A 20,737-nucleotide genomic window follows, 5' to 3' on the forward strand; every position below is an offset into this window, starting at 1 on the left:
TGGCATGAGTGAATCCACCCGCGTTGCAGATGTACTGATCATCGGTGGTGGCCTGAGCGGCACGATGCTGGCCGTGCAACTGCTTCGCCTGCCGGGCACGCGGCGTATCCTGATAGTCGAACCCCGTGCTGAGTTGGGGCGCGGCGAAGCCTACAGCGCGGTCGAACTGGGCCATACGCTGAACGGCAATGCGGCGCGTATGAGCGTTGACCCGGACAATGCCGACGACCTGACCCAATGGCTCACCGACTACATCAGCGCCGGCGGATGGCCCGAGTCGAACCAACAGCATGTGCCTATCAGCGAGCTGTTCCCGCCACGGGGGCTTTTCGGCTTGTACGCGCAGCAGCGTCTGGCACAAGCCAAGGCGCTTTCTACATCGAGCGTCGAGCACATCCGCGCCGAAGGGGTAGACCTGCAAGTCGATGCCACCTCGGTGTTGTTGACCCTCGATACTGGCGAGCAACTGCGCGGCGCCTGTGCGGTATTGGCCACCGGCATGTTCCCTGCTGCGCGCACTCCGCAGACCGAGTCCACAGGATTGAATGCCGCCGCGTTGGACCCTTGGGATGTCCCCGCGATGGCTCGTCTCGACCCACAATCGACCGTGCTGATCATCGGCTCGGGCCTGACCATGGTCGATGCCGTGGTCTCCCTGGAGCAGGCCGGGCATCGCGGACCTATCGAGGTTTTTTCGCGCCACGGCTTGTTGCCCCATGTACGCCGGCAACCGCCGAGCTGGGACGACTTCCTCGCCGCTGACCACAGCCTGAGCAGCCCCCGACAATTGCTGCGTGAGGTGCGACGCCAATGCCAGCTCGCGCTGGCGCAAGGCACAGACTGGCAGGCGCCGCTGGACACGGTGCGCGTGCATATCGCGCGGCTGTGGAGCCAGGCCAGTGAGGCCCAGAAGCGCCAGTTCGTGCGGCATGTACGGCCTTGGTGGGAAAGCCATCACCACCGTTCGCCGCCCTTGAGTGCGCAGTTGGTAGCGCGGTTGCAGGGGCAAGGGCGGTTGCGGATTCAGGCGGCGTCGTTCAAGGGCTTGGTGCCTTCGCAGAATGGGGTTGCCATTGCGGTGCGCTACCGTGGCGAGGATGTGATCACCAAGATGTTGGGCGCTGCGCTGATCAATTCCAGCGGCATCGAATACGACTGGCGCCGGGTGGCCCGTCCTTTACCGCAGCAACTGCTCAAGCGCGGGTTGATCCAACCTGGGCCGCTGGCGCTGGGGATTGCGGCGGATTCAACGGGGGCGGTGCTGGATGCTCGCGGCGAGGTCAGCCAGCGACTGTTCGCCATGGGGCCGCCGTTGCGGGGCATGTGGTGGGAGAGTACGGCGGTGACCGATGTGGCGCTGCAGGCCAAGGCACTGGCCGCCAGGCTGACACAGCGCTGAATGTTGGAGCTGGTATTGATTGCCCCAATGCAAGTAACCGGTAATCTTGTGGCGAGGGAGCTTGCTCCCGCTGGAGTGCGAAGCGCTCCCAGGATCTTGGGGCCGCTGCGCAGCCCAGCGGGAGCAAGCTCCCTCGCCACAGTGCAACGTCCCCACATCTGGATCGAGGGTCAGTGATTGATTCCCCCGATCCTCACCAACCCCGCTTCAAGCCCAAACACCTCAACCCCCTGCGGCGTCGATTGCCCGGTGGTGACCTTCACTCGCTCTACCGGTTTATCCATCGCCGCCCGATACTCCACCGTCATGTCCGCCTGGATCGCCTGGCTGGGAATCACGATCGCCTGGTCATTGTTATAAGTGACAATCGTCAACCTCGCACTCATGCCCAGGCGCACCCGTTGTAACTGCTTGGGCGTCAGGGTGGGGATCGACAAGGTCACCGGAAACTGCGCACTGCCCTGGCTGTCGCTGGCGATGGCCAGGCCGCTGACCACGCTGACTGAACCTGTCAGCCGCTCGCCATCAAAGCCATCGCCCATGACTTCAACGGTCTGGCCCTGTCGCAACTGGTTGATATCCAGCTCTGAGACCTTGGCCACGATTTTCAAGCGTTCGATATTGGCCAGCCCGAACAGCACCTGGCCCTGGCTGACCTTGCTGCCGGCCTGCACCGGCGCGTTGTTATTGCCGCCACCTTGAGCGGTACTGGTGCCACCGGGCGCCGGTACCACAATGCCGGAGAAGGGCGCCTTGACCTCCTTGCCTTCGAGCAGTGTTTGCAAGGCTTCGTACTTCACCGTGGCATTGGTCAGCTCCATTTCGGCGATCTGCCGATATTCGCCCTGGCCTTGGTCCAGGGCTTGTTGCAGCTCACTGCGCGCCGCCGCCAAGTCCAATTGCTGTTGCTGGGTTTGCTGCTTGAGGTCGTCAAGTTCGTTACGAGGGATGATGCCGCGTTTGAACAGGTTTTCGCTCTCGGTAAGTTTGCGTTGGGTGTTGCCCGCGGTCATTTCAGCGGTGCGTAAACTGCGACGGGCGCGGCTGACGGTGGGGCTGCTGCCCCAGTCCTGCATTTCCTGCACGGTGCGTCGGGCCTTGAGTTGCGCGGAGAGGGCGTCGCGCAGCTGTACTTCAAGCGTCGCCGGGTCCATGCGCAACAGGACTTGGCCGGCCTCAACGCGCTGGCCTTGTTCGACCAGGTTGGCCAGCACATTGCCGTCGAATGGCGCCGTCAGGACGACGGTGGTGTCAGGCTCGATCTTGCCCACCAGCCCGATCTGGTGCACCAACGGGTCGGGCTTTACGGCCAGCCACTGTTCGCCTGTACCCGCCTGCTCAGCCCCGCTGCGTTGACTGAGCAGGGCGCCGGCCGCGCCGGCCAACAGCAGGAACAAGGCAACGGCCAGCAGGGATTTTTTATTAGTAGTCATTAAGGGCAATTTCCCAACTTTCCAGCGTCATGCCCAGGGTCAGGTCAAGCTGAGTCTGGGCGTTCAAATAAGCGATCAGCGCATTGAGCTGGGCGTTTTCGGCGTTGCGCAGGTCGGTCTCGAAGCTCAGCACCTGAAAGTTGGTGGAGCGCCCGGCGCTGAGCTTTTCCCGCTCGATCTCGATCTTGCGCCGCGACAACTCCACGGCGCGCTTGGATATTTCATATTGGCGCCAGCGGGTGCCAAGGTCACGCACCACATTGTTGACGTTGCGCTCCAGCTCCTGGCGGGCGTCGGTAATGCGGATTTCCTGGTCTTCTACATTTACCCGTGCACGCACTTCGGCCTGGCGCGTGCTGATATCGCCAATAGGGATTTGCACTTGCACCCCGGCGTAACTGTCCCAGGTGCGGTTATTGTTATGGCCGTTGTCGTTATCGGTGGCGGCGCGTATCTGGTTGGCGCCGGCGACCAGGTCCACCTGCCAGCGCCCGGAATCCTTGGCGATCACCAGGTCGAGGTCGGCCTGTTGGCTACCGAGCAGGGCAGCGAGGTATTCCGGTTGCTGGTTTTGCGCGAGGTTGAAGGCCTGGCGTTTGTCGATCTCCATGGGGGTGGCTTCCAGGGCCTCGGTGGCGCGCACCGGTGTCGACAAGTCCAGGGCCAGCAGGCGCAGCAACGCCAGGCGGCTGGTGTCGAGTTGGTTGCGCGCTTCTTCCACGCCTAATTGCTGGGTGGCGATATCGGCTTCGGTCTGCACGATCTCGAATTCGGCCATGCGCCCGGCGCTGATCAGCGCTTTGTTCACCTCCAGTAAAGTAGTGGAGCGTTTGAGCGCTTCCTGGACGATCACCAACTGTTCCTGGGCGCGCAACAATTCGCGGTAGGTGGCGATGATCTGGCTGATGGTCTGCGCCACGGTGGCCTTGAGGTTCAGGCGGTTGGCCTGCTCGGCCAGGCGCGACAGGCGCAGCGGTGCGGTGGTGGCATCCCAGCCGGCCCCGCGCATCAGCGGTTGGATGATCGCAAGGTCCAGGCCGTCGCTGCGGTAGCGGCCGGCGCGGTTGGCGTTGTTCAACTGCTGGGTCCAGGCCATGCTCAAGCGCGTGCCGTATTCGCCGAGCAGGCTGCTGGTGGGCGCGACGTTGGCGTTGCGCGCATTGTCTTGGGAGCCACGGGTGCTGCGGTAATAGCTGTTGAGGGTGAGTTTGGGGTTGAACACGTCTTCGGCCACGCGCAGGTCGAATTTCTGCGCCACCCGTTGCAGGTAGGCGCTGCGGATCGCCGGGTTATTACGCAGGCCCAGGTACACCGCGTCCCCCAGGGTCATGGTGGTGGCCTGGGCATTCAGCGAGACGCTACGCTCGTAGCCGCTGCGGGTGGTGCTGGGTGCCTGAGGGTTGATCACCACGTCGGCGGCCATGCCCGGCAGGCTGATCAGCATGAGCAGCGGTAGGTACTTATTCATCGCGCAGGGCCTCGACCGGCTGCAAGCGTGAGGCCGACACCGCCGGGTAGATGCCAAAGAACAAACCCACCAGCAACGTACTGCCCACGCCCAGGGGCAGGGCGGCCACTGCCAACGCAAAGGCCCAGCCCGACAGCCACGCATACAGCCAGGCAGCGGTCATGCCCAGGACTGCGCCGCACAGCGCACCCACGGCGGTGAGGGTGACCGCTTCGAGCAAAAACAGGTTGCGGATATCCCGCTGGCGCGCGCCCAGGGCCATGCGGATGCCGATCTCACGGCGGCGTTCCGAGACGTTCATCAGCATCACGTTCATCACCCCGACACCGCCGCCCACCAGGGAGATCGCGCCGAGGGCCAGGAGTAGATAGGCAAAGGTGCGGCTTTGGCGGGTCATGCCATCGATCATTTGCTGGGGCACCGTGATGTCGACGCTATGGTCGCTGAGCTGGGGTTGCAGCGCGGCGGCGGCGTCCCTGGCTATGCGTTCCATGTCCTGCCCCGGCGCCGCGCGGATGAGCACGTTGTTGATCTGCGGGTTGGCATAGATGCGGCGCATGCCCTCGGCGGGAATAAACAGCGATTCGTTGGCCTGCACCGGCATCAGCATGGCCCGGGGTTGGTTGTGCAGGATGCCCACCACCAGAAACAGGTAATCGTTGATACGCACACGGTCGCCCAGCTGCAGCGGGTCACCTGGCGCGCCGAGGGCCTGGGCGAGCTGGTCGCCGATCACCCCGTAGGTTTCGTTGACATCGAAGGGTGACAGGAAGCGCCCCTCACGCAGCGCCAGGCGCATGGCGTCCTGGATACCGGCAGTACTGCCGACAAAGTTGGCATTGGCGGTCCGCCCATGAAACACAATGGGCCCGCTGAACAGGCTGAGTGCGCCGATATGGGCAATGCCCGGCACTGCCCTGCGTACCGCATCCAGGTCGAGCTGGGTGCGCATCGGCACATTGCTGCTGCCCTTGGGCGGGAACTGGGCGATGAGGGTGTCGGTACCCATGTCCTTGAAAATCATCGCCGCATCCACCGCCGCGTTGTGGCCGATATTGATCAGCGCCACCACCGAGGAACTGCCGATGACGATCCCCAAGAGCGCCAGGATCGAACGCTTGCCCAGGGTACGCAGGCTGATAAAGGCTTCGTGCAGCAACTGGCTGAGGCTCTGCTCGACCCGCAGGCTCATGGGCGCCCGGCCTCATGCACCACGCCGTTGCACACCAGGATCTTGCGCTCCAGACGCTCGGCAATGTGGGGGTCGTGGGTGACGATGATCAGCGTCACCTGTTGGTCACGGTTGAGGTTCAACAGCAGGTCCATGATCTCTTGGGCGGTAGTGCTGTCGAGGTTGCCGGTGGGTTCGTCGGCGAGGATCACCGAGGGTTTGCCGACCAAGGCGCGGGCAATGGCCACACGTTGGCGCTGCCCACCGGAGAGGTCGGCGGGGCGATGGTGGGCGCGTTCGGCGAGGCCGACTTGTGCGAGCATGCGCTGGGCGTGTTCCACCGATTCATGCCGCGACACGCCGCGATAACTCAAGGGCAGCGCGACGTTGTCCAGGGCACTGAGGCGTGGCAGCAGGTTGAAGCTCTGGAACACGAAACCGATCTGCTGGTTGCGGATCGCCGCCAGCTCATCGGGGGTGGCGTTGAAAATATCGTGGCCGGCAAAGTGGTACTGGCCGCAGTTGGGCAGGTCCAGCAGGCCGAGGATATTGAGCAGGGTGCTTTTGCCGGAGCCAGAGGCACCGAGAATGCCGCAGCTGTCACCGCTGGCGATGGACAGGCACACGTCATTGAGAATGCTCAATTCTTGCCCGGCGAGCTGATAGCGCTTACCGATGCCTTGCAGGGAAATCAAGCCGGGTTGCGCGGGGGTCTGTGTCATCATGACTACGCCTGCAGTCTCGACGGTACCGCCTTGCTCACCGAAACTCCTTGTAACAAGTTCAGAAGCTGCCTGTAGCCGTCACGGACTGGTTTTATTTCTTGTTTTTAAAATATTGTTTGAATAGTAACTGCCTTCCTGACGCTTCGCCAGCCGTCGAGGTAGAGCGGTTTTACCGGTTGAAACGATTTTCTCAGCGGGTGTCAGAGGTGGGTAAAAACCCTACGATTTGCCTCAAAAGCCCGGATATAAGGGCTTTGCATGATATGGCGGAGTGTCACTACTTGCTTTCGACGGGCCGCCCCGGTATAAAAAATCAAATTATTTTTTAAAACAATATTTCCGCCGTGGAACCCATATGGTCGCGAAGAAACTCAGCGCTCCAAACGTTACCAAGACTCGATTGCTGGATGCGACAGAGGCTCTTTTCATCAAGTACGGCTATGACGCCGTGTTGCTACGGCAGATAACCGAGCGTGCCCAGGTCAACCTGGCGGCGGTGAACTACCACTTCGGGGACAAGGACTCCCTGATGAAAACCTTGCTGATGCAGCGCCTGGAGCCCCTCAACGAGCAACGCCTGGAACTGCTGGCGCGCTGTGAAGCCGAATCCGATGGCCCGCTCGATTGCGACACACTCCTGGGCGTGCTGTTTGCCCCGGCCATGGGCCTGGAGCGCAGCGACCCGGCCAGCGGGGAAGGGCGTTCGTTCATTCGCTTCCTGGGCCGGGTCTACAGCGACACCTCGCCGTTTATCCAGGAATACCTCAAGGTCCATTACCAGCCGGTGTTCCAGCGCTTCTTCGAAGCCTTCGCCCTGGCCCTGCCGGATTTGCCACGTAATGAACTGGGGGTGCGCCTGCAATTTGCCCTCAAGGCCATTTCGGGCGTCATGGCAGGCACCGAACTGCGCCTGCTGATGAACTCCATGAGCCTGGGCCGCCCGGCCACGGATGCCGAGGTGATGGCCAAGCTGATCACGCTGGTGTCGGCGGCGATTCGGGTGCCGCAGCAAAGCCAGGAAGCCGAAACGGCACTGGCCAAGGTGCTGGAAACCCAGCGCGCCCTACGCGAACACCACGCCCTGTAGGAGCGAGCTTGCTCGCGAAAAACGTCAACGATAACGCGAGCATTCTGGCTAACCGCGGCGTCATTGCGTTCTTCGCGAGCAAGCTCGCTCCTACAGAGGTTGGCCCTTTTTCGGAGCCAAAAAACAGGCAAAAAAAAGCCCGCTGGGGCGGCGGGCTTGATATGCAACGTTTGTAACGGATGAGGCTTCACACTACGTCTCGGCTTGTGAATAAAACGTGAAAAATATGTAAGAGAAAGTGTGAATGTGTCGATGTACGTAAAGCTGCTCTCCAGCTGTCGCTAAATCTTCCAGCGTGCGGCACTTTTGCCAAGCCGTTGACGCATCTGATCGACGTTCGCCGCCAGTTGCAGGGTCAACAAGCGATACCCATCCAGCGCGCTGTACACCGGTGCATCAAGCGCAGGCTCGCTGGCATGGGCGTGACCGGTACGCTCCAACCGCTCCGTCACCCCCGATTTCAACGCGCGCGCCATACCCACCAACTGCACCCGGATTTGCCGATGCTCGGCCTTCAACATGACTTGCATCCGCGCCGTGGCCTGCTCATCACGCGGGTCTGGCCGGGTATTGCCCAGAATCTCCAGGGTGCTGATGCACAGGCGCAGGTGACGTTGGATCGCGTCCAGTTCAGTCATGGAAATCCGCACTTCCTTGGACACCGACGGCATCAACGAACGCAGTTGCACCATCGCCCCGTTCAAACGGTTGAGCAGCTTGAGGTGTTCATCGTCAGTCACGGACTGGCCATTGATGATCCGGCTATAAATCTGCGCGCAGTCACGCAGGGCGCTGGCCAGGTTGTAGCGCCACGAATACACGGCGTACAACGGCAAGGCAAAGGAAAACGCCAGGGCCAGCACAATGCCGATGAGGATATCGACGGTGCGCCACAGGCCATCGGAGATCGGGTTGTCGCCATGGCCGGCGACGATAAACACCGTGATCGCCGACAGCAGCGCGATATAACCGCCCTTGCCGATGGCGTGATAGGAAAAGAATCCGCACACCACGGACATCAACAGATAGGTGAGCAACGGCAGGCCGAAGTAAGCCTGTTGTACCACCAGCAGCAAGCCGACGCTGGCGCCGATCAAGGTGCCGTAGGCGCGTTCGACGGCTTTCTTGCCGATATTGCCGTGGTGCTGCAACCCGCCGATGACGATCAGCATGGTCACCGACGCCCATTCACCGTGGGGCAGGTTGAGGCCGGTGGTCAGCAGGATGGTTGCCAGCAAACCCACCGATACGCGCGCGGCGTGGATCAGCTTGGCATGGCGAAAGCGGCGGTAGGGGTCGAGCAAGGGGCGCAGCAGGCGCCGGGCAAAGAAGGGCAGGTTCATCAGTCTTAAAATGGCCTCAAATGTATGAATGTGCTTGATCAAATGTGGGAGCTGGCTTGCCTGCGATAGCATCACCGCGACCTGACTGAAAGACCGAGGAGCTGGCATCGCAGGCAAGCCAGCTCCCACACTGACCTGTCTGCACATTGGAACGGGGTTGGCTTCAGAAGATGTAGTCGGTAGTCAGGAAACTCGAATCGCGGTTGCGCAAAATATCGCTGACCAACGCCTTGTTACTCTCCTGGAACTTGGTCGCCACCAAGGTGCGGATCGAGAACACGCGCAAGGCGTCATGCACCGACAACGTGCCCTCGGCCGAGTTCTTGCGCCCGTTGAAGGGGAAGGTGTCCGGCCCGCGCTGGCATTGGGCGTTGATATTGATACGGCCCACCTGGTTGGCGAAGGTGTCCACCAGGCGTCCCACTGCTACGGGGTCGGTGCCGAAGAGGCTCAACTGCTGGCCGAAGTCCGAGTCCAGCACGTAGTCGATCACGGTCTCCAGGTCGCGATAGGGCACGATCGGCACCACGGGGCCGAATTGCTCTTCGTGGTAGACGCGCATCTGCGGGTTCACCGGGTACAGCACTGCCGGGTAGAAGAACGAACCACGGCTGCTGCCGCCCTCGGGGTTCATGACCTTGGCGCCATGGCGCGCCGCATCGGCCACCAGTTCGCTGAGGTAATCGACCTTGCCCACTTCTGGCAGTGGCGTCAGCGCCACGCCATCCTCCCACGGCATGCCGGGCTTGAGCGTCGCCAGCTTGGCGTTGAATTTCTCGATAAAGCGCTCGACCACGTCTTCATGCACGAACAGGATCTTCAACGCGGTGCAACGCTGGCCGTTGAACGACAGCGAACCGGTGACGGCTTCGTTCACCGCGTTGTCCAAGTCCACTTCGGGCAGTACGATCCCCGGGTTTTTGGCATCCAGGCCCAGCGCAGCACGCAAACGGTGCGGCTTGGGGTGCAGCTTTTTCAGATCACTGGCGGCCTTGTTGGTGCCGATAAACGCAAAGATGTCGATCTTGCCGCTGGCCATCAGCGCGCTCACGGTCTCGCGGCCGCTGCCGTAGATCACGTTGATCACCCCGGCCGGGAAGCTGTCACGGAAGGCTTCCAGCAAAGGACGGATCAACAGCACACCCAGCTTGGCCGGCTTGAACACCACGGTATTGCCCATGATCAAGGCCGGGATCAGCGTGGTGAAGGTCTCGTTCAACGGGTAGTTGTAAGGCCCCATGCACAACGCCACGCCTAGGGGGACGCGGCGGATCTGGCCGAGGGTGTCCTGCTCCAGTTCAAAACGACTGCTACGGCGGTCGAGTTCCTTGAGGGCATTGATGGTGTCGGTGATGTAGTCGCAGGTACGGTCGAATTCTTTCTGCGAGTCCTTGAGATTCTTGCCGATCTCCCACATCAGCAGCTTGACCACCGCATCGCGCTGTTCGCGCATGCGCCGCAAAAACGCTTCGACGTGCTGGATACGCTCGACCACGCGCATCGTCGGCCATGCACCCTGGCCACGGTCGTAGGCGCGCACGGCAGCATCCAGGGCGGTGAGGGCGGTGTCGGCATCCAGCAACGGCGTGCTGCCGATGTGTACACGCTCATCACCCAGTTGCACGGGGCTTTGCACGCGGGCGAGCGGGCCGTTCCACACCTGCAACTGGCCATCGACCAGGTATTCACGTTGTTCAATGGGCGCCGCCAGGCGAAATTGCTCGGGAATCTGCGCGGTGGAGGTGGGAAACAGCTGGGCGAGCAGGTTGCTGGTGGTCATGTCGCTACCCCTGGAATAGTTGCAAAACATGACTAGAGAGTCACCCAACAAGCGGCTCTAACGCAAGGCTTGCGCGCATTCTTGTTCGCAGGGTGGTGTACGCCGGGTAAACTGCGCGGCTTTTCAGAAGGAGTTCACATGAGTCAGTACCAGCCGGGCATTCTTGCCGCACCGGTGCCTTTGCAGGCCCGCCATCTGTTTTTTGCCCTGGATTCGTTGCAAGCCGTGCCCGCTGCGCTGGACGCGCTGGTGCAGTTGACGGATGCGGCGGCCGTGGTGGGGTTCGGTGAGCCGCTGGTAAAAGCGCTGGGTGCCCAGATCCCAGGGCTGCGCTCATTCCCGGCCGTTAGCGGCCCTGGCGCGCACAACCCGTCGACTCAGCAGGCGCTGTGGGTATGGTTGCATGGGGTGGATCGCGGTGAGTTGTTGCTGCGCAGCCGTGCCGTGGAAAAAGCGCTGGCTCCGGCGTTTCGCCTGGTGCAATCGACTGAAGGTTTCCGCTACAAGACCGGCTTTGACCTGACCGACTACGAAGACGGCACCGAAAACCCCCACGACGATGCCGCCGTGCAAGCCGCGCTGACCGACACCGGCGCCAGCTTCGCCGCGATCCAGCAATGGCAGCACGACCTCGACGGTTTCGCCGCATTGCCTGCCCAGGAGCGTGACCACATCATTGGCCGCCGCCATGGCGATAATGAAGAGCTCGACGATGCCCCCGAGTCAGCTCACACCAAGCGCACCGCCCAGGAAAGCTTTACCCCGGAAGCCTTCGTGGTGCGCCGCTCGATGCCCTGGGCCGAGAATGGCCAGGCTGGGTTGATGTTTCTCGCCTTCGGGCATTCCTTCGAGGCGTTTGAGGCCCAGCTTCGGCGTATGAGTGGGTTGGAAGATGGGATCGTCGATGGCCTGTATCGCATCAGTAAGCCGTTGACCGGTGGCTATTACTGGTGCCCGCCGGTGAGGGAAGGGCGCCTGGACCTGAGTCTGGTTTTTTAACCGCCTTAATGCCTGCTTCCTGAGGTACGCTTCAAGCGCTTTTGAGCGCTTCCAGCCACGCGGGATCGAGCCGGGTTTGTTCGGTGTCGATCCCCGCTGCGTGCATCCTCGCCTTGTGTGCTTCGATTTCGCCGACCAGTTGCGCCTGGGCGCTGGAGTTGGCGTCCAGCTCGTGCATCTGCGTCAGCCCCAAGTGATAGAAGCGCAACAGTTTGATGGCTGCCGGGTCGTTGGCTTGCACCCGCTCGGTGACCTTGTGCATCACGTTGGTCACGCTCATCAGGCTGCGCTTGAGCTGCCAGCCATACACCGCTGGCGCCAACCAGGCCTGGCTCCAGAACGGGCCACGCACCAGCGCGACCGTGATCAACACGCCGGCGAAGACGCCGCCGACATTGAAGCGAAAATTGTCACCGCCAGGCTCACCGAACAGCATCACCGCCAGGCTCGACAGCAGCATGGCCAAGGCCAGGAACAGCACCGCGACGATCAACGTGCTACGGCGGGTCTGTTGGCGATAGGCAGTGGGGTCGCAGGGTTTGAGTTCGAACATCCGGGGCACGTCTCCAAAAAGGGCGGTCATCTTCTCACGCCTGGTGCAATGAAGTTGAACGATGGCGCGGGGCGGTTTCTCTAAAATGGTGAACCCCTCATGAGGTCAGTCATCATGTCTGAACACAAGCAGCCACCGCCAGGTACACCGGATCCGAACCGTACGCCGGGCGAGGAGGAGCGTGATAACGATGCGTTGCGCCCCAACGATCCCAAAGAGCGCGGTCCGGACAACGATGTCGAGCGCGTCGAAGAAGACCTGGAAAACCTCCACGACAGAGCCCGCCCGCTTTAGCAGGAGAATATGATGAACAAACCTACCGATGGTCCCTCTTCCAACGAACACGCCAGTGGCAAGGACGAACTGGGCTTCGACCCGGATTCGCCGGATGTAGCCGACCCACAGGTCGATCCCATCGGCCCGGCTATTGCGCCGTTGGACAAAAAGGACGACGAGACAGCGAAAAAAAAGCCGCCCTACGATCCGTTGGGCGACTTGAAGCAATGAACCGAGCCCCGCCGTTGTGCGGGGCTTTGTTTACCTGGGCGGCGACCAGCTGACGTCGCTGATACCGTATTTTTCCGCCCAGGGCCGGGTGGTCTTTTTCACCTGTTCGTGACCTACGCGGCCGATGCGGCTGACATGGGCAATGTCGGCATCGACGGCCGCCCAATGCCAGGCCTCGGCGTTGTTCATCACTTCGGCGCGCACCACGAAAGACTTGGGTTTACCGTGTAGCTGATAGTGGACGGTGTAGATTTTTGCGGTACTCATGCTGCCTCCCAATCTTGTTATAGATGGATAGGCCGGCGCTCCAAAAGGTTCATTCAAAATGACAACGCACGCAGAGGCGCGGCATAGTGACGCTCTTGCCCTGCGCCCAAGGATCGCGCCATGCACACACTCACCGATAGCCGCCTGTACCTGCAACGCCTGGGCTATGCCTCGCCACCGCCGCCCACCCTGCAAACCCTGCGGGACTTGCAACTGCGCCATGTGTGCAGCTTTGCCTTTGAAAGCCTGTCGACGTTGATGCATGCACCGGTACCGATCGACCTGCCCAGCGTTGAGCGCAAGGTGCTGCACGAGGGGCGCGGCGGCTATTGCTACGAGTTGAACCAGCTGTTCCTGGCACTCTTGCAGGAACTGGGCTTCGACGCCCGTGGCATCACCGGGCGTGTGGTGATCGGCGGCCCACCGGACGCCCACACTGGGCGCACCCATCGCTTGAGCCTGGTGACCCTCGACGGCGTGCGCTATATCACCGATGTCGGTTTTGGCGGCATGGTGCCTAGCAGCCCGTTGCAACTGGACAACGACGCACCCCAGGCCACCGCTCATGAGCCTTATCGCCTGACGCTCAAACACGGCAGCTACACGCTGTGGGCGCAGGTGGGCGAGGAGTGGCGTGGCCTGTACGTGTTCGATCTGCAAACCCAGGCCGACATCGACTATGAAATCGGCAACTGGTACGTCTCCACGCACCCAGGCTCCCCGTTTGTAGGGCAGTTGAAAGCCGCGTTGCTTGCGCCTGGCAGGCGCCATACGTTGGCCAACGCCCGCTATGCGGTTCATTACCTGGATCGGCCCAGCGAGAAGCGCAAGCTGGAGAGTGCTGATGAGTTGCTGACGTTATTGCGCGACACCTTCGGCATTTGTTTGCCGGCCCAGCCGCAACTTCGCGAAGCGGTTGAGCACCTGATCAGGGCCGATCTCGAAGAGTATTGAGATAGAGCCTTCGCTGAACCGTTTTTTCTCCATTTTGGTGCAAATCAGTTCGAACTTTTTGCAAACACCAAGGTTCGAACCGATTCCTGAATACTTTGCCCACCTTAAAATGGAGATGTAAAACGATGTCCAAACTATTCGGAAAATTCCTCAAGAACACCTCGTTGCTGGCCCTGGTGGCTGCGCCTGGCGTGGTGTTCGCAGCACCTTCCACCGATCCGATTTCCACGTTCGGGATCATGGGCAGCTACAACGACTTCAAACTTGAAGGCGGCAGCGAAAGCGACAAGGACCACATGCCCGAAGCCGGCCTGTTCTACAACTTCGGCAACAAGCTCACCGCCGAGTCGGGCTTTATCTACCAGGCCGGTATCGAAGCCAAGTACGGCGAAAAAAGCGATAACAAACTCAAGGAAGGCCAGGCCGACCTCGACCTCGGCTGGCGCGCCGCGCTGGATGCGCGCAACTTCGTCGATGTGATCGTGGGCGGTGGCTACACCTGGACCCGCTACGAGCCGGACACCAATGGCTACGACATGAAACTCACCAACAAGTCGCCGTTTGCCAAGGCAGCCCTGGGCTACAACCACCAGTTCGATGACATGACCCTGCGCGTTGAAGCCGGCGCCCGTCACACCATCGACGGCCGCGCCAAACTCAAGGTTGACGGCGTTGGCAGCGACAGCGTGGACCTCAAGGACCGCACCAACCCTTACGCCGAAGTCAGCCTGCTGATGAACCAGAAAGGTGACCTGCCAGTGATGGCGGGCCTGTACTACACCCGCACCGAGTACAAGCTCGATAACGACTCCTATGTGGCCGACAACACCAAGCTCAAGCGTGATGAGTATGGTTTCAAGGTGGGTATCGCGTTCTGACGCTGTTTGCGCTGCAAAAACGCCCCGAATGCTCGGGGCGTTTTTTGTGCGGCTATTGCCGGTCAGCCCAATGCGGCAAGTTGCGCCACGGTTTCCGGAAAGCGCGCCACTAGTCGTATCAACGTGACAGCCTGCGCATTCGGCTTGGCCCGGCCTTGCTCCCAGTTCTCCAGGGTGCGGGTGTTGGTGCGCAGGTACATGGCGAATACCGAGCGGGACAGGTTGAGTTGCTGGCGTACGGCGATTACCTCGTCAGCGCTGAGTGGCGCCAGCTTGTTGAGGTGCGCTTTGTGGGTGCGCAGGGTGATTTTTCCCTGGCGTTCATCAGCCAGGGCGTCGAAGCCTTCGACCAGTTCGGAAAAGATTTCACGTTTCATAGTGTGTTCTCGCTTTGATTTCCCTGTCTAGCATGTGTTTAAGGGCTTTTTTATGTTGTGGCGTCAGGTCGTTCTGTTCGTGTTTGCCGTACAAAGTGAATAACCAGAATTGCGTACCGCCTGACCACCAGTAGTAAATGACCCGCAGGCCACCGCGCTTGCCTTTGTTTCGTCGCTCATCGACGAAGCGAACCTTTCTCAACCCGCCCGTTCCCTCGATCACGTCTCCCGCTTCTGGGTTTTTCATCAACTCCTGCTGAAAACCGTGAAAAAGCTCATCGCTCAGATAGTCCCTGCGATGCCGTTCGAATGCCGGCAGTTCGATAAATAGAGCATCCATGTTCTGTACGTAGCCTGCGTATAGTTTGGTGGCCCACTCTCTATGGGTCAAGCGCCCAAGCTGTGGGAACTTTCTTAAAACGCAAACACCTTAAGGCCGCATCCAGCGGGGTAGATGCCGGATGAGGAGGCAGATTGAAGAAGAAATTTCAGCGAGTAGGGAAGGGAAAAAGCCAAGCTACAGAAACGCAAAACGGCGCCCAAAGGCGCCGTTCTGTTTACTGCATCAACCTAAGCGATCAAACGCCCAGCACCGCGTGCTGCACCAGGGTGAGCAACGGTTGTGGGTAAACGCCCAGGAAGAACGCGAGCAGGGCGATGGCCAGCAGCATGACGCCGCCTGCCTTCTGTTCCCAATGCAGCTCGGCATCCACACGGCGCAGGTTTGGCTCGATCAGGTACAGGGTGACCATCACGCGCAGGTAGTAGAACACGCCGATGGCGCTGCCCAGTACCAGCGAGGCAACCAGCCACCATTCGTGGGCTTCGACACCGGTCGCGACGATGTAGAACTTGCCGATAAAGCCCGCCGTCAGCGGAATACCGGCCAACGACAGCATCATCACGGTGAGCACGGCGGTCAGGTACGGACGGCGCCAGAACAGGCCGCGGTATTCGTACAGGGCGTCGGCGTCACGGCCTTTGTACGGCGACGACATCAAGGTGATGACGCCGAACGCACCCAGGCTGGTGATCACGTAGGTGACCAGGTACACGCCGATGGCTTCTACAGCCAGGCCTTTGCTCGCCACCAGGGCGATCAGCAGGTAGCCGAAGTGGGCGATGGACGAATAACCCAGCAGACGCTTGAGGTTGTTCTGGGTCAGGGCCAGCAGGTTACCGAACAGGATCGACGCAATGGCGATCACCGTCAGCACGTTGCTCAGCACGCCGGTGTTGGCGGCAGGGGAGATCTGGAACAGACGCACCATCACTGCAAACACGGCCACTTTCGACGCAGTCGCCAGGAACGCGGCCACCGGCGCCGGGGCGCCTTCGTACACGTCGGGGGTCCACAGATGGAACGGCACCAGCGACAGCTTGAATGCCAGGCCGATCAGCATCATCGCCAGGCCCAACTGGGCAATCGGCGCCGGGCTGTTGGTGGCGGCCAGCGCGTGGCCGATACCGGTGAAACTCAGGCTGCCGGCTTCGGCGTAGAGCAGGGCCATACCGAACAACAGGAACGCGGAACCGGCGGCCGACAGCACCATGTACTTGATGCCGGCTTCCAGGGAGCGCTTGTTGAAGAAGGCGTAGGCCACCAGGCCGTAGGTCGGGATCGACAGCAGTTCCAGGCCGATGAACAGGCCCGCCAGGTGCTGCGCGCTGACCAGCACGATACCGCCGGCCGCAGCCAGCAGGATCAGCAGGTACAGCTCTTCGCGGTTGCCCGGGTAGCCGGTGCCGCCTTCGCCGAGGTAGGCGTGGGCGAGGGTGACGCAGGCCAGGGTCGCCACCAGGATCAGGGCGATGTACAGCAGCGCGAAGTCATCGACCATCATCAATGGCGTGACTGCCAGTGGCGCGACCTTGAGGGCCGGGATGATCGACAGCAGGGCCAGGTTCAACCCGGCGCAGGACAGCAGGAACGTTTGCGAGTGATTGCGGCGCCAGGCGATTGCCAGCATCACCACTACGATGGTGAGGCTGGTAATCAGCAGCGGCGCAAGCGCGATAAAGTGTTGGATCGTGAATTCCATAGCGCTCTTACCGGGCCGAAGCGAGTTGAGAGAAGGCGGTGCCGAACCACTGCTGCACGCCATGCATCGTTGCGGCAGAAGTGTCCAGGAACGGTTGCGGGTACACGCCGATGAAGATCAGCAACACCGCAAGGCCGAGCACCATGATCAGTTCGCGCGCATCCATCCCTTGCAGGACGGTGTCGGACTTGGCCGGGCCGAAATAGGCGCGGTGGATCATGATCAGCGAGTAGACCGAACCGAACACCAGGCCGGAGGTGGCGATGGCGCTGATCCACGGCGTCTGCACAAAGGCACCCATCAGGATCAGGAACTCGCCGATGAAGTTACCGGTACCCGGCAAGCCCAGCGACGCGGCGGCAAAGAACAGGCTGATCGCCGGCAGGTAAGCGATGCGCGACCACACGCCACCCATTTCACGCATGTCACGGGTGTGCAGGCGCTCGTACAGCTGGCCACTCAGGATAAACAGCGCAGCGGCAGAAACACCGTGGGCCAACATCTGGATCACTGCGCCTTGCAACGCCAGCTGGCTGCCGGAGTAGATACCGATCAGTACGAAACCCATGTGGGAAACGGACGAGAAGGCAATCAGACGCTTGATGTCGGTTTGCGCGAAAGCCAGGAACGCACCGTAGAAGATCCCGATCAGACCCAGGGTCATGGCAATCGGCGCGAATTCGGCCGAAGCATTCGGGAACAGCGGCAGGGCGAAACGCAGCAGGCCGTAGGCAGCGGTCTTCAACAGGATACCGGCCAGGTCCACGGAACCGGCAGTTGGCGCCTGGGCGTGGGCATCAGGCAACCAGGAGTGGAACGGCACCACCGGCAGCTTCACCGCGAAGGCGATGAAGAAGCCCAGCATCAGCACGTACTCGGTGGTCAGCGACATCTTGGTCTTCAACAGATCGGCGTAGTTGAAGGTAATCACGCCGGTGTTGTTGAAGTTCACCAGTACCAATCCCAGGATCGCCACCAACATGATCAGGCCGGAAGCCTGAGTGAAGATGAAGAACTTGGTCGCTGCGTAGATCCGGGTTTTCTTGCCGTCCGAAGAACTGTGACCCCAGAGCGCGATGAGGAAGTACATCGGCACCAGCATCATTTCCCAGAAGAAGAAGAACATGAACAGGTCCAGCGCCAGGAACACGCCGACAACGCCGCCCAGGATCCACATCAGGTTCAGGTGGAAGAAGCCCACGTGACGCTGGATCTCTTTCCAGGAGCAAAGTACCGAGAGGATACCCAGCAGGCCGGTCAGCAGGATCATCAACAGCGACAGGCCGTCGAGGGCCAGGTGCACGTTGATGCCGAAGCGCTGGATCCACACGTGCTTGAATTCAAGCGCGAAGGTGGGATCGACGCCCGGTGCCGGAGCGAATGAATAGTCACCATGGGCCCACAGCCAGAGGCCGAGCGCGAGTTCCAGGGACATGGTCAGCAACGCAATCCAGCGGGGGAGGGTGGCGCCGAAGCGTTCACCCATCCAGCAGAGCAGGCCGCCGATAAAGGGGATCAGGATTAGCCAGGGCAGAATCATGACGGGCTCGTTTCCTTTCGCAAGTTCGCAAAGTACGCAGTGCACTTAAACATAGTCAGACCGCTACCACGACGATGGCGCCGATCACCAGAACGGCACCCGCCGCCATGGACGCTGCATACCAACGCAATTGGCCGGTCTCGCTGCGGCTCAGGACGGTGTGACCGGCCTTGGCGGCACGCGGGATCAAACCGATGGTCTGGTCGAGCGGGTCTTTGCGCAGCACGTGGCTGATCGCAAGGTAAGGTTTGACGAACAGTTTGTCGTAGATCCAATCGAAGCCCCAGGCAGCGAACCACCAGGCCGACAGGAAGCGACCAATGCCACTGTTGGCCACGGCAGTCACGAAGCGACGCTTGCCGAGGAACAGCAGAGCCGCCAGCAGGATACCGGCGATGGCGATGGCGCCCGAGGCGATTTCCAGGCTGTGCTGGGCTTCGCCGCCGGCATGGCCGACGCTTTGTGGCAATACACCGTGCAGTGGCGGGGTGATCATCGCACCGACGAAGGTCGACAGGATGATCAGCACCGACAGTGGCAACCAATGGGAGATGCCGTGGCCTGCGTGCGCTTCGGTCTTGGCTTCACCGTGGAAGGTGATGAAGATCAGGCGGAAGGTGTACAGCGAGGTCATGAACGCACCTACCAGGCCTGCGTACAGCAGGTTCTGGTTACCGCTGGCGAAAGCTTCCCAGAGGATTTCGTCCTTGGAGTAGAAGCCTGCGGTTACCAGCGGCAGGGCCGCCAGGGCGGCACCACCGACGATGAAGCTGGCGTACGCCAGTGGCAATTTCTTCCACAGGCCGCCCATCTTGAAGATGTTCTGCTCGTGGTGGCAGGCCACGATCACGGCGCCGGAGGCGAGGAACAGCAGGGCCTTGAAGAACGCGTGGGTCATCAGGTGGAAGATCGCCGCGTCCCAGGCGCCGACGCCCAGGGCCAGGAACATGTAGCCGATCTGGCTCATGGTCGAGTAGGCGAGGATACGCTTGATGTCGGTCTGCACCAGCGCGGCGAAGCCGGCCAGTACCAGGGTCACGCCGCCGACGATACCCACCAGGTGCAGGATGTCCGGCGCCAGGGTGAACAGGCCGTGGGTACGGGCGATCAGGTAGACACCGGCGGTTACCATGGTGGCGGCGTGGATCAGTGCCGATACCGGGGTAGGACCGGCCATTGCATCCGCCAGCCAGGTTTGCAGCGGCAGTTGCGCAGATTTACCCACGGCGCCACCCAGCAGCATCAGGGTAGCCAGGGTGATCCAGAAGTCGCCGACCTGGAATTTCTGCGGTGCCAGCACCAGCAGTTCCTGGATGTTCAGCGTGCCCACCTGTTGGAACAGGATGAACAGGCCGATGGCCATGAACACGTCGCCGATGCGGGTGACGATAAACGCCTTGAGTGCTGCGTTACCGTTGTTGCGATTGCTGTAGTAGAAACCGATCAACAGGTATGAGCACAGGCCCACGCCTTCCCAGCCGAAGTACAGGAACAACAGGTTATCGCCCAGCACCAGGAACAGCATGCTGGCGATAAACAGGTTGGTGTACGAGAAGAAGCGCGAGTAGCCCGCTTCACCGCGCATGTACCAGGACGCGAACAGGTGGATCAGGAAGCCCACACCCACCACCACGCCGAGCATGGTGATCGACAGGCCGTCGATGTAGAGGGCGAAGTTGGGCTTGAAGCCCTCGACCGCCATCCACTGCCACAGCACCAGGGTGTAGTGACCACCTTCGGGCGGCGCCACGTTGAATTGCCAGATGACGTAGGCGGCCACGATGGCCGACAGGCCGATGGAGCCCACGCCGATCAGGGCCGAGAGGTTCTCCGACCAGCGCCCGCGAGAGAACGACAGCAGCAGGAAACCGATCAGGGGGAATACGAAAGTCAGAAAGATCATGTTCATCCGCGCATCTCACTGGCAGCGTCGATATCAAGCGTGTGGAAGCGACGATACAGCTGCAGCAGGATCGCCAGGCCAATACTGGCTTCGGCGGCTGCCAGGCTGATCACCAGGATGAACATCACTTGCCCATCCGGCTGGCCCCAACGTGCGCCTGCCACGATGAACGCCAGTGCCGCAGCGTTCATCATGATTTCCAGGCTCATCAACACGAACAGAATGTTACGGCGAACCATCAGGCCGACCAGGCCAAGGCAGAACAGGATGCCGGCGACCGCCAGACCATGCTCCAAAGGGATAGCAGGCAT

Annotated in this window: 22 protein-coding genes; 8 read left to right on the top strand and 14 right to left on the bottom strand. The window is 61.1% G+C overall.

The annotated features are described in order from the left end of the window. Window positions 1-4: 4 nt before the first annotated feature. Complete coding sequence (locus tag HBO10_RS19215; RefSeq protein WP_034127900.1) at window positions 5-1,399, top strand: FAD/NAD(P)-binding protein; 1,395 nt, start codon at window positions 5-7, stop codon at window positions 1,397-1,399. 170 nt (window positions 1,400-1,569) lie between these two features. On the opposite strand, the gene HBO10_RS19220 is transcribed toward HBO10_RS19215, so the two are convergent. Genes HBO10_RS19220 through HBO10_RS19235 form a run of 4 tightly spaced genes read right to left on the bottom strand, consistent with a single transcriptional unit; the run spans window position 1,570 to window position 6,196 of the window. Continuing rightward, entirely contained in the window at window positions 1,570-2,832 is a 1,263-nt protein-coding gene (locus HBO10_RS19220) for an HlyD family efflux transporter periplasmic adaptor subunit (protein ID WP_034127899.1), read from the bottom strand. Beyond that, window positions 2,822-4,300, bottom strand: coding sequence for a TolC family protein (locus tag HBO10_RS19225; RefSeq protein ID WP_034127898.1), 1,479 nt, complete (start codon window positions 4,298-4,300; stop codon window positions 2,822-2,824). The genes HBO10_RS19220 and HBO10_RS19225 overlap by 11 nt, the downstream gene beginning before the upstream one ends. Beyond that, entirely contained in the window at window positions 4,293-5,492 is a 1,200-nt protein-coding gene (locus tag HBO10_RS19230) for an ABC transporter permease (RefSeq protein ID WP_034127897.1), read from the bottom strand. The genes HBO10_RS19225 and HBO10_RS19230 overlap by 8 nt, the downstream gene beginning before the upstream one ends. Continuing rightward, the gene (locus HBO10_RS19235) at window positions 5,489-6,196 is read right to left on the bottom strand and encodes an ABC transporter ATP-binding protein (RefSeq protein ID WP_034127896.1); all 708 of its coding nucleotides are present in this window, start codon (window positions 6,194-6,196) and stop codon (window positions 5,489-5,491) included. Before HBO10_RS19235 ends, HBO10_RS19230 begins: the two co-directional genes overlap by 4 nt. A gap of 355 nt (window positions 6,197-6,551) precedes the next feature. On the opposite strand from HBO10_RS19235, the gene HBO10_RS19240 reads away from it, so the two are divergent. Further along, the gene (locus HBO10_RS19240) at window positions 6,552-7,283 is read left to right on the top strand and encodes a TetR/AcrR family transcriptional regulator (protein ID WP_034127895.1); all 732 of its coding nucleotides are present in this window, start codon (window positions 6,552-6,554) and stop codon (window positions 7,281-7,283) included. Between the two features lie 8 nt (window positions 7,284-7,291). Then, the gene (locus tag HBO10_RS19245; RefSeq protein WP_155290854.1) at window positions 7,292-7,459 is read left to right on the top strand and encodes a hypothetical protein; all 168 of its coding nucleotides are present in this window, start codon (window positions 7,292-7,294) and stop codon (window positions 7,457-7,459) included. A 105-nt stretch (window positions 7,460-7,564) separates the two neighbouring features. On the opposite strand, the gene HBO10_RS19250 is transcribed toward HBO10_RS19245, so the two are convergent. Beyond that, window positions 7,565-8,626, bottom strand: coding sequence for an FUSC family protein (locus HBO10_RS19250; RefSeq protein WP_034127894.1), 1,062 nt, complete (start codon window positions 8,624-8,626; stop codon window positions 7,565-7,567). A 163-nt stretch (window positions 8,627-8,789) separates the two neighbouring features. Then, window positions 8,790-10,406 (bottom strand): NADP-dependent glyceraldehyde-3-phosphate dehydrogenase, encoded by a 1,617-nt coding sequence (locus tag HBO10_RS19255; RefSeq protein ID WP_034127893.1) that lies wholly within the window; start codon window positions 10,404-10,406, stop codon window positions 8,790-8,792. Window positions 10,407-10,544: 138 nt separating this feature from the next. On the opposite strand from HBO10_RS19255, the gene HBO10_RS19260 reads away from it, so the two are divergent. Continuing rightward, window positions 10,545-11,405: a Dyp-type peroxidase gene (locus HBO10_RS19260; protein ID WP_034127892.1), complete on the top strand. Its 861-nt coding sequence runs from the start codon at window positions 10,545-10,547 to the stop codon at window positions 11,403-11,405. 31 nt (window positions 11,406-11,436) lie between these two features. Here HBO10_RS19260 and HBO10_RS19265 read toward each other — a convergent pair whose 3' ends face one another. Beyond that, window positions 11,437-11,958 carry a DUF3087 family protein gene (locus HBO10_RS19265; protein ID WP_034127891.1) on the bottom strand — a complete coding sequence of 174 codons (522 nt, stop codon included), beginning with the start codon at window positions 11,956-11,958 and terminating at the stop codon, window positions 11,437-11,439. Window positions 11,959-12,072: 114 nt separating this feature from the next. Here HBO10_RS19265 and HBO10_RS19270 point away from each other — a divergent pair, with 114 nt between their 5' ends. Further along, window positions 12,073-12,252, top strand: coding sequence for a hypothetical protein (locus HBO10_RS19270; protein ID WP_032902836.1), 180 nt, complete (start codon window positions 12,073-12,075; stop codon window positions 12,250-12,252). A gap of 12 nt (window positions 12,253-12,264) precedes the next feature. Next, on the top strand, window positions 12,265-12,465 hold the full coding sequence (locus tag HBO10_RS19275; RefSeq protein WP_032902837.1) for a DUF6021 family protein: 201 nt from the start codon (window positions 12,265-12,267) through the stop codon (window positions 12,463-12,465). Between the two features lie 30 nt (window positions 12,466-12,495). On the opposite strand, the gene HBO10_RS19280 is transcribed toward HBO10_RS19275, so the two are convergent. Further along, window positions 12,496-12,732, bottom strand: a complete 237-nt coding sequence (locus HBO10_RS19280; protein WP_003192128.1) for a DUF6555 family protein — start codon at window positions 12,730-12,732, stop codon at window positions 12,496-12,498. Window positions 12,733-12,852: 120 nt separating this feature from the next. Here HBO10_RS19280 and HBO10_RS19285 point away from each other — a divergent pair, with 120 nt between their 5' ends. Both HBO10_RS19285 and HBO10_RS19290 read left to right on the top strand, forming a co-directional pair. Next, on the top strand, window positions 12,853-13,686 hold the full coding sequence (locus HBO10_RS19285) for an arylamine N-acetyltransferase (protein ID WP_034127890.1): 834 nt from the start codon (window positions 12,853-12,855) through the stop codon (window positions 13,684-13,686). Between the two features lie 125 nt (window positions 13,687-13,811). Further along, window positions 13,812-14,564 (top strand): outer membrane beta-barrel protein, encoded by a 753-nt coding sequence (locus tag HBO10_RS19290; RefSeq protein ID WP_034127889.1) that lies wholly within the window; start codon window positions 13,812-13,814, stop codon window positions 14,562-14,564. Window positions 14,565-14,626: 62 nt separating this feature from the next. On the opposite strand, the gene HBO10_RS19295 is transcribed toward HBO10_RS19290, so the two are convergent. The 6 genes from HBO10_RS19295 to nuoK form a co-directional block, all read right to left on the bottom strand. Then, window positions 14,627-14,941, bottom strand: coding sequence for a hypothetical protein (locus HBO10_RS19295; RefSeq protein WP_003192124.1), 315 nt, complete (start codon window positions 14,939-14,941; stop codon window positions 14,627-14,629). Next, window positions 14,931-15,281 carry a toxin gene (locus HBO10_RS19300; protein WP_034127888.1) on the bottom strand — a complete coding sequence of 117 codons (351 nt, stop codon included), beginning with the start codon at window positions 15,279-15,281 and terminating at the stop codon, window positions 14,931-14,933. The genes HBO10_RS19295 and HBO10_RS19300 overlap by 11 nt, the downstream gene beginning before the upstream one ends. Window positions 15,282-15,519: 238 nt before the next feature. Then, on the bottom strand, window positions 15,520-16,983 hold the full coding sequence (gene nuoN, locus HBO10_RS19305; RefSeq protein ID WP_003174731.1) for an NADH-quinone oxidoreductase subunit NuoN: 1,464 nt from the start codon (window positions 16,981-16,983) through the stop codon (window positions 15,520-15,522). Between the two features lie 7 nt (window positions 16,984-16,990). Continuing rightward, window positions 16,991-18,523: an NADH-quinone oxidoreductase subunit M gene (nuoM, locus tag HBO10_RS19310; RefSeq protein ID WP_014718913.1), complete on the bottom strand. Its 1,533-nt coding sequence runs from the start codon at window positions 18,521-18,523 to the stop codon at window positions 16,991-16,993. Window positions 18,524-18,578: 55 nt separating this feature from the next. After that, on the bottom strand, window positions 18,579-20,432 hold the full coding sequence (nuoL, locus tag HBO10_RS19315; RefSeq protein ID WP_034127887.1) for an NADH-quinone oxidoreductase subunit L: 1,854 nt from the start codon (window positions 20,430-20,432) through the stop codon (window positions 18,579-18,581). Beyond that, on the bottom strand, window positions 20,429-20,737 hold the full coding sequence (nuoK, locus tag HBO10_RS19320) for an NADH-quinone oxidoreductase subunit NuoK (RefSeq protein ID WP_003174727.1): 309 nt from the start codon (window positions 20,735-20,737) through the stop codon (window positions 20,429-20,431). Before nuoK ends, nuoL begins: the two co-directional genes overlap by 4 nt.

The organism is Pseudomonas sp. WS 5503, from assembly GCF_012985385.1.
Lineage (GTDB): Bacteria > Pseudomonadota > Gammaproteobacteria > Pseudomonadales > Pseudomonadaceae > Aquipseudomonas > Aquipseudomonas paracarnis.

Coding starts and splice junctions, on each gene's coding strand:
- HBO10_RS19215 (WP_034127900.1), top strand. CDS start 5: ATGAGTGAATCCACCCGCGTTGCAGATGTACTGATCATCGGTGGTGGC.
- HBO10_RS19220 (WP_034127899.1), bottom strand. CDS start 2,832: ATGACTACTAATAAAAAATCCCTGCTGGCCGTTGCCTTGTTCCTGCTG.
- HBO10_RS19225 (WP_034127898.1), bottom strand. CDS start 4,300: ATGAATAAGTACCTACCGCTGCTCATGCTGATCAGCCTGCCGGGCATG.
- HBO10_RS19230 (WP_034127897.1), bottom strand. CDS start 5,492: ATGAGCCTGCGGGTCGAGCAGAGCCTCAGCCAGTTGCTGCACGAAGCC.
- HBO10_RS19235 (WP_034127896.1), bottom strand. CDS start 6,196: ATGATGACACAGACCCCCGCGCAACCCGGCTTGATTTCCCTGCAAGGC.
- HBO10_RS19240 (WP_034127895.1), top strand. CDS start 6,552: ATGGTCGCGAAGAAACTCAGCGCTCCAAACGTTACCAAGACTCGATTG.
- HBO10_RS19250 (WP_034127894.1), bottom strand. CDS start 8,626: ATGAACCTGCCCTTCTTTGCCCGGCGCCTGCTGCGCCCCTTGCTCGAC.
- HBO10_RS19255 (WP_034127893.1), bottom strand. CDS start 10,406: ATGACCACCAGCAACCTGCTCGCCCAGCTGTTTCCCACCTCCACCGCG.
- HBO10_RS19260 (WP_034127892.1), top strand. CDS start 10,545: ATGAGTCAGTACCAGCCGGGCATTCTTGCCGCACCGGTGCCTTTGCAG.
- HBO10_RS19265 (WP_034127891.1), bottom strand. CDS start 11,958: ATGTTCGAACTCAAACCCTGCGACCCCACTGCCTATCGCCAACAGACC.
- HBO10_RS19270 (WP_032902836.1), top strand. CDS start 12,073: ATGTCTGAACACAAGCAGCCACCGCCAGGTACACCGGATCCGAACCGT.
- HBO10_RS19275 (WP_032902837.1), top strand. CDS start 12,265: ATGAACAAACCTACCGATGGTCCCTCTTCCAACGAACACGCCAGTGGC.
- HBO10_RS19280 (WP_003192128.1), bottom strand. CDS start 12,732: ATGAGTACCGCAAAAATCTACACCGTCCACTATCAGCTACACGGTAAA.
- HBO10_RS19285 (WP_034127890.1), top strand. CDS start 12,853: ATGCACACACTCACCGATAGCCGCCTGTACCTGCAACGCCTGGGCTAT.
- HBO10_RS19290 (WP_034127889.1), top strand. CDS start 13,812: ATGTCCAAACTATTCGGAAAATTCCTCAAGAACACCTCGTTGCTGGCC.
- HBO10_RS19295 (WP_003192124.1), bottom strand. CDS start 14,941: ATGAAACGTGAAATCTTTTCCGAACTGGTCGAAGGCTTCGACGCCCTG.
- HBO10_RS19300 (WP_034127888.1), bottom strand. CDS start 15,281: ATGGATGCTCTATTTATCGAACTGCCGGCATTCGAACGGCATCGCAGG.
- nuoN (WP_003174731.1), bottom strand. CDS start 16,983: ATGGAATTCACGATCCAACACTTTATCGCGCTTGCGCCGCTGCTGATT.
- nuoM (WP_014718913.1), bottom strand. CDS start 18,523: ATGATTCTGCCCTGGCTAATCCTGATCCCCTTTATCGGCGGCCTGCTC.
- nuoL (WP_034127887.1), bottom strand. CDS start 20,432: ATGAACATGATCTTTCTGACTTTCGTATTCCCCCTGATCGGTTTCCTG.
- nuoK (WP_003174727.1), bottom strand. CDS start 20,737: ATGCCTGCTATCCCTTTGGAGCATGGTCTGGCGGTCGCCGGCATCCTG.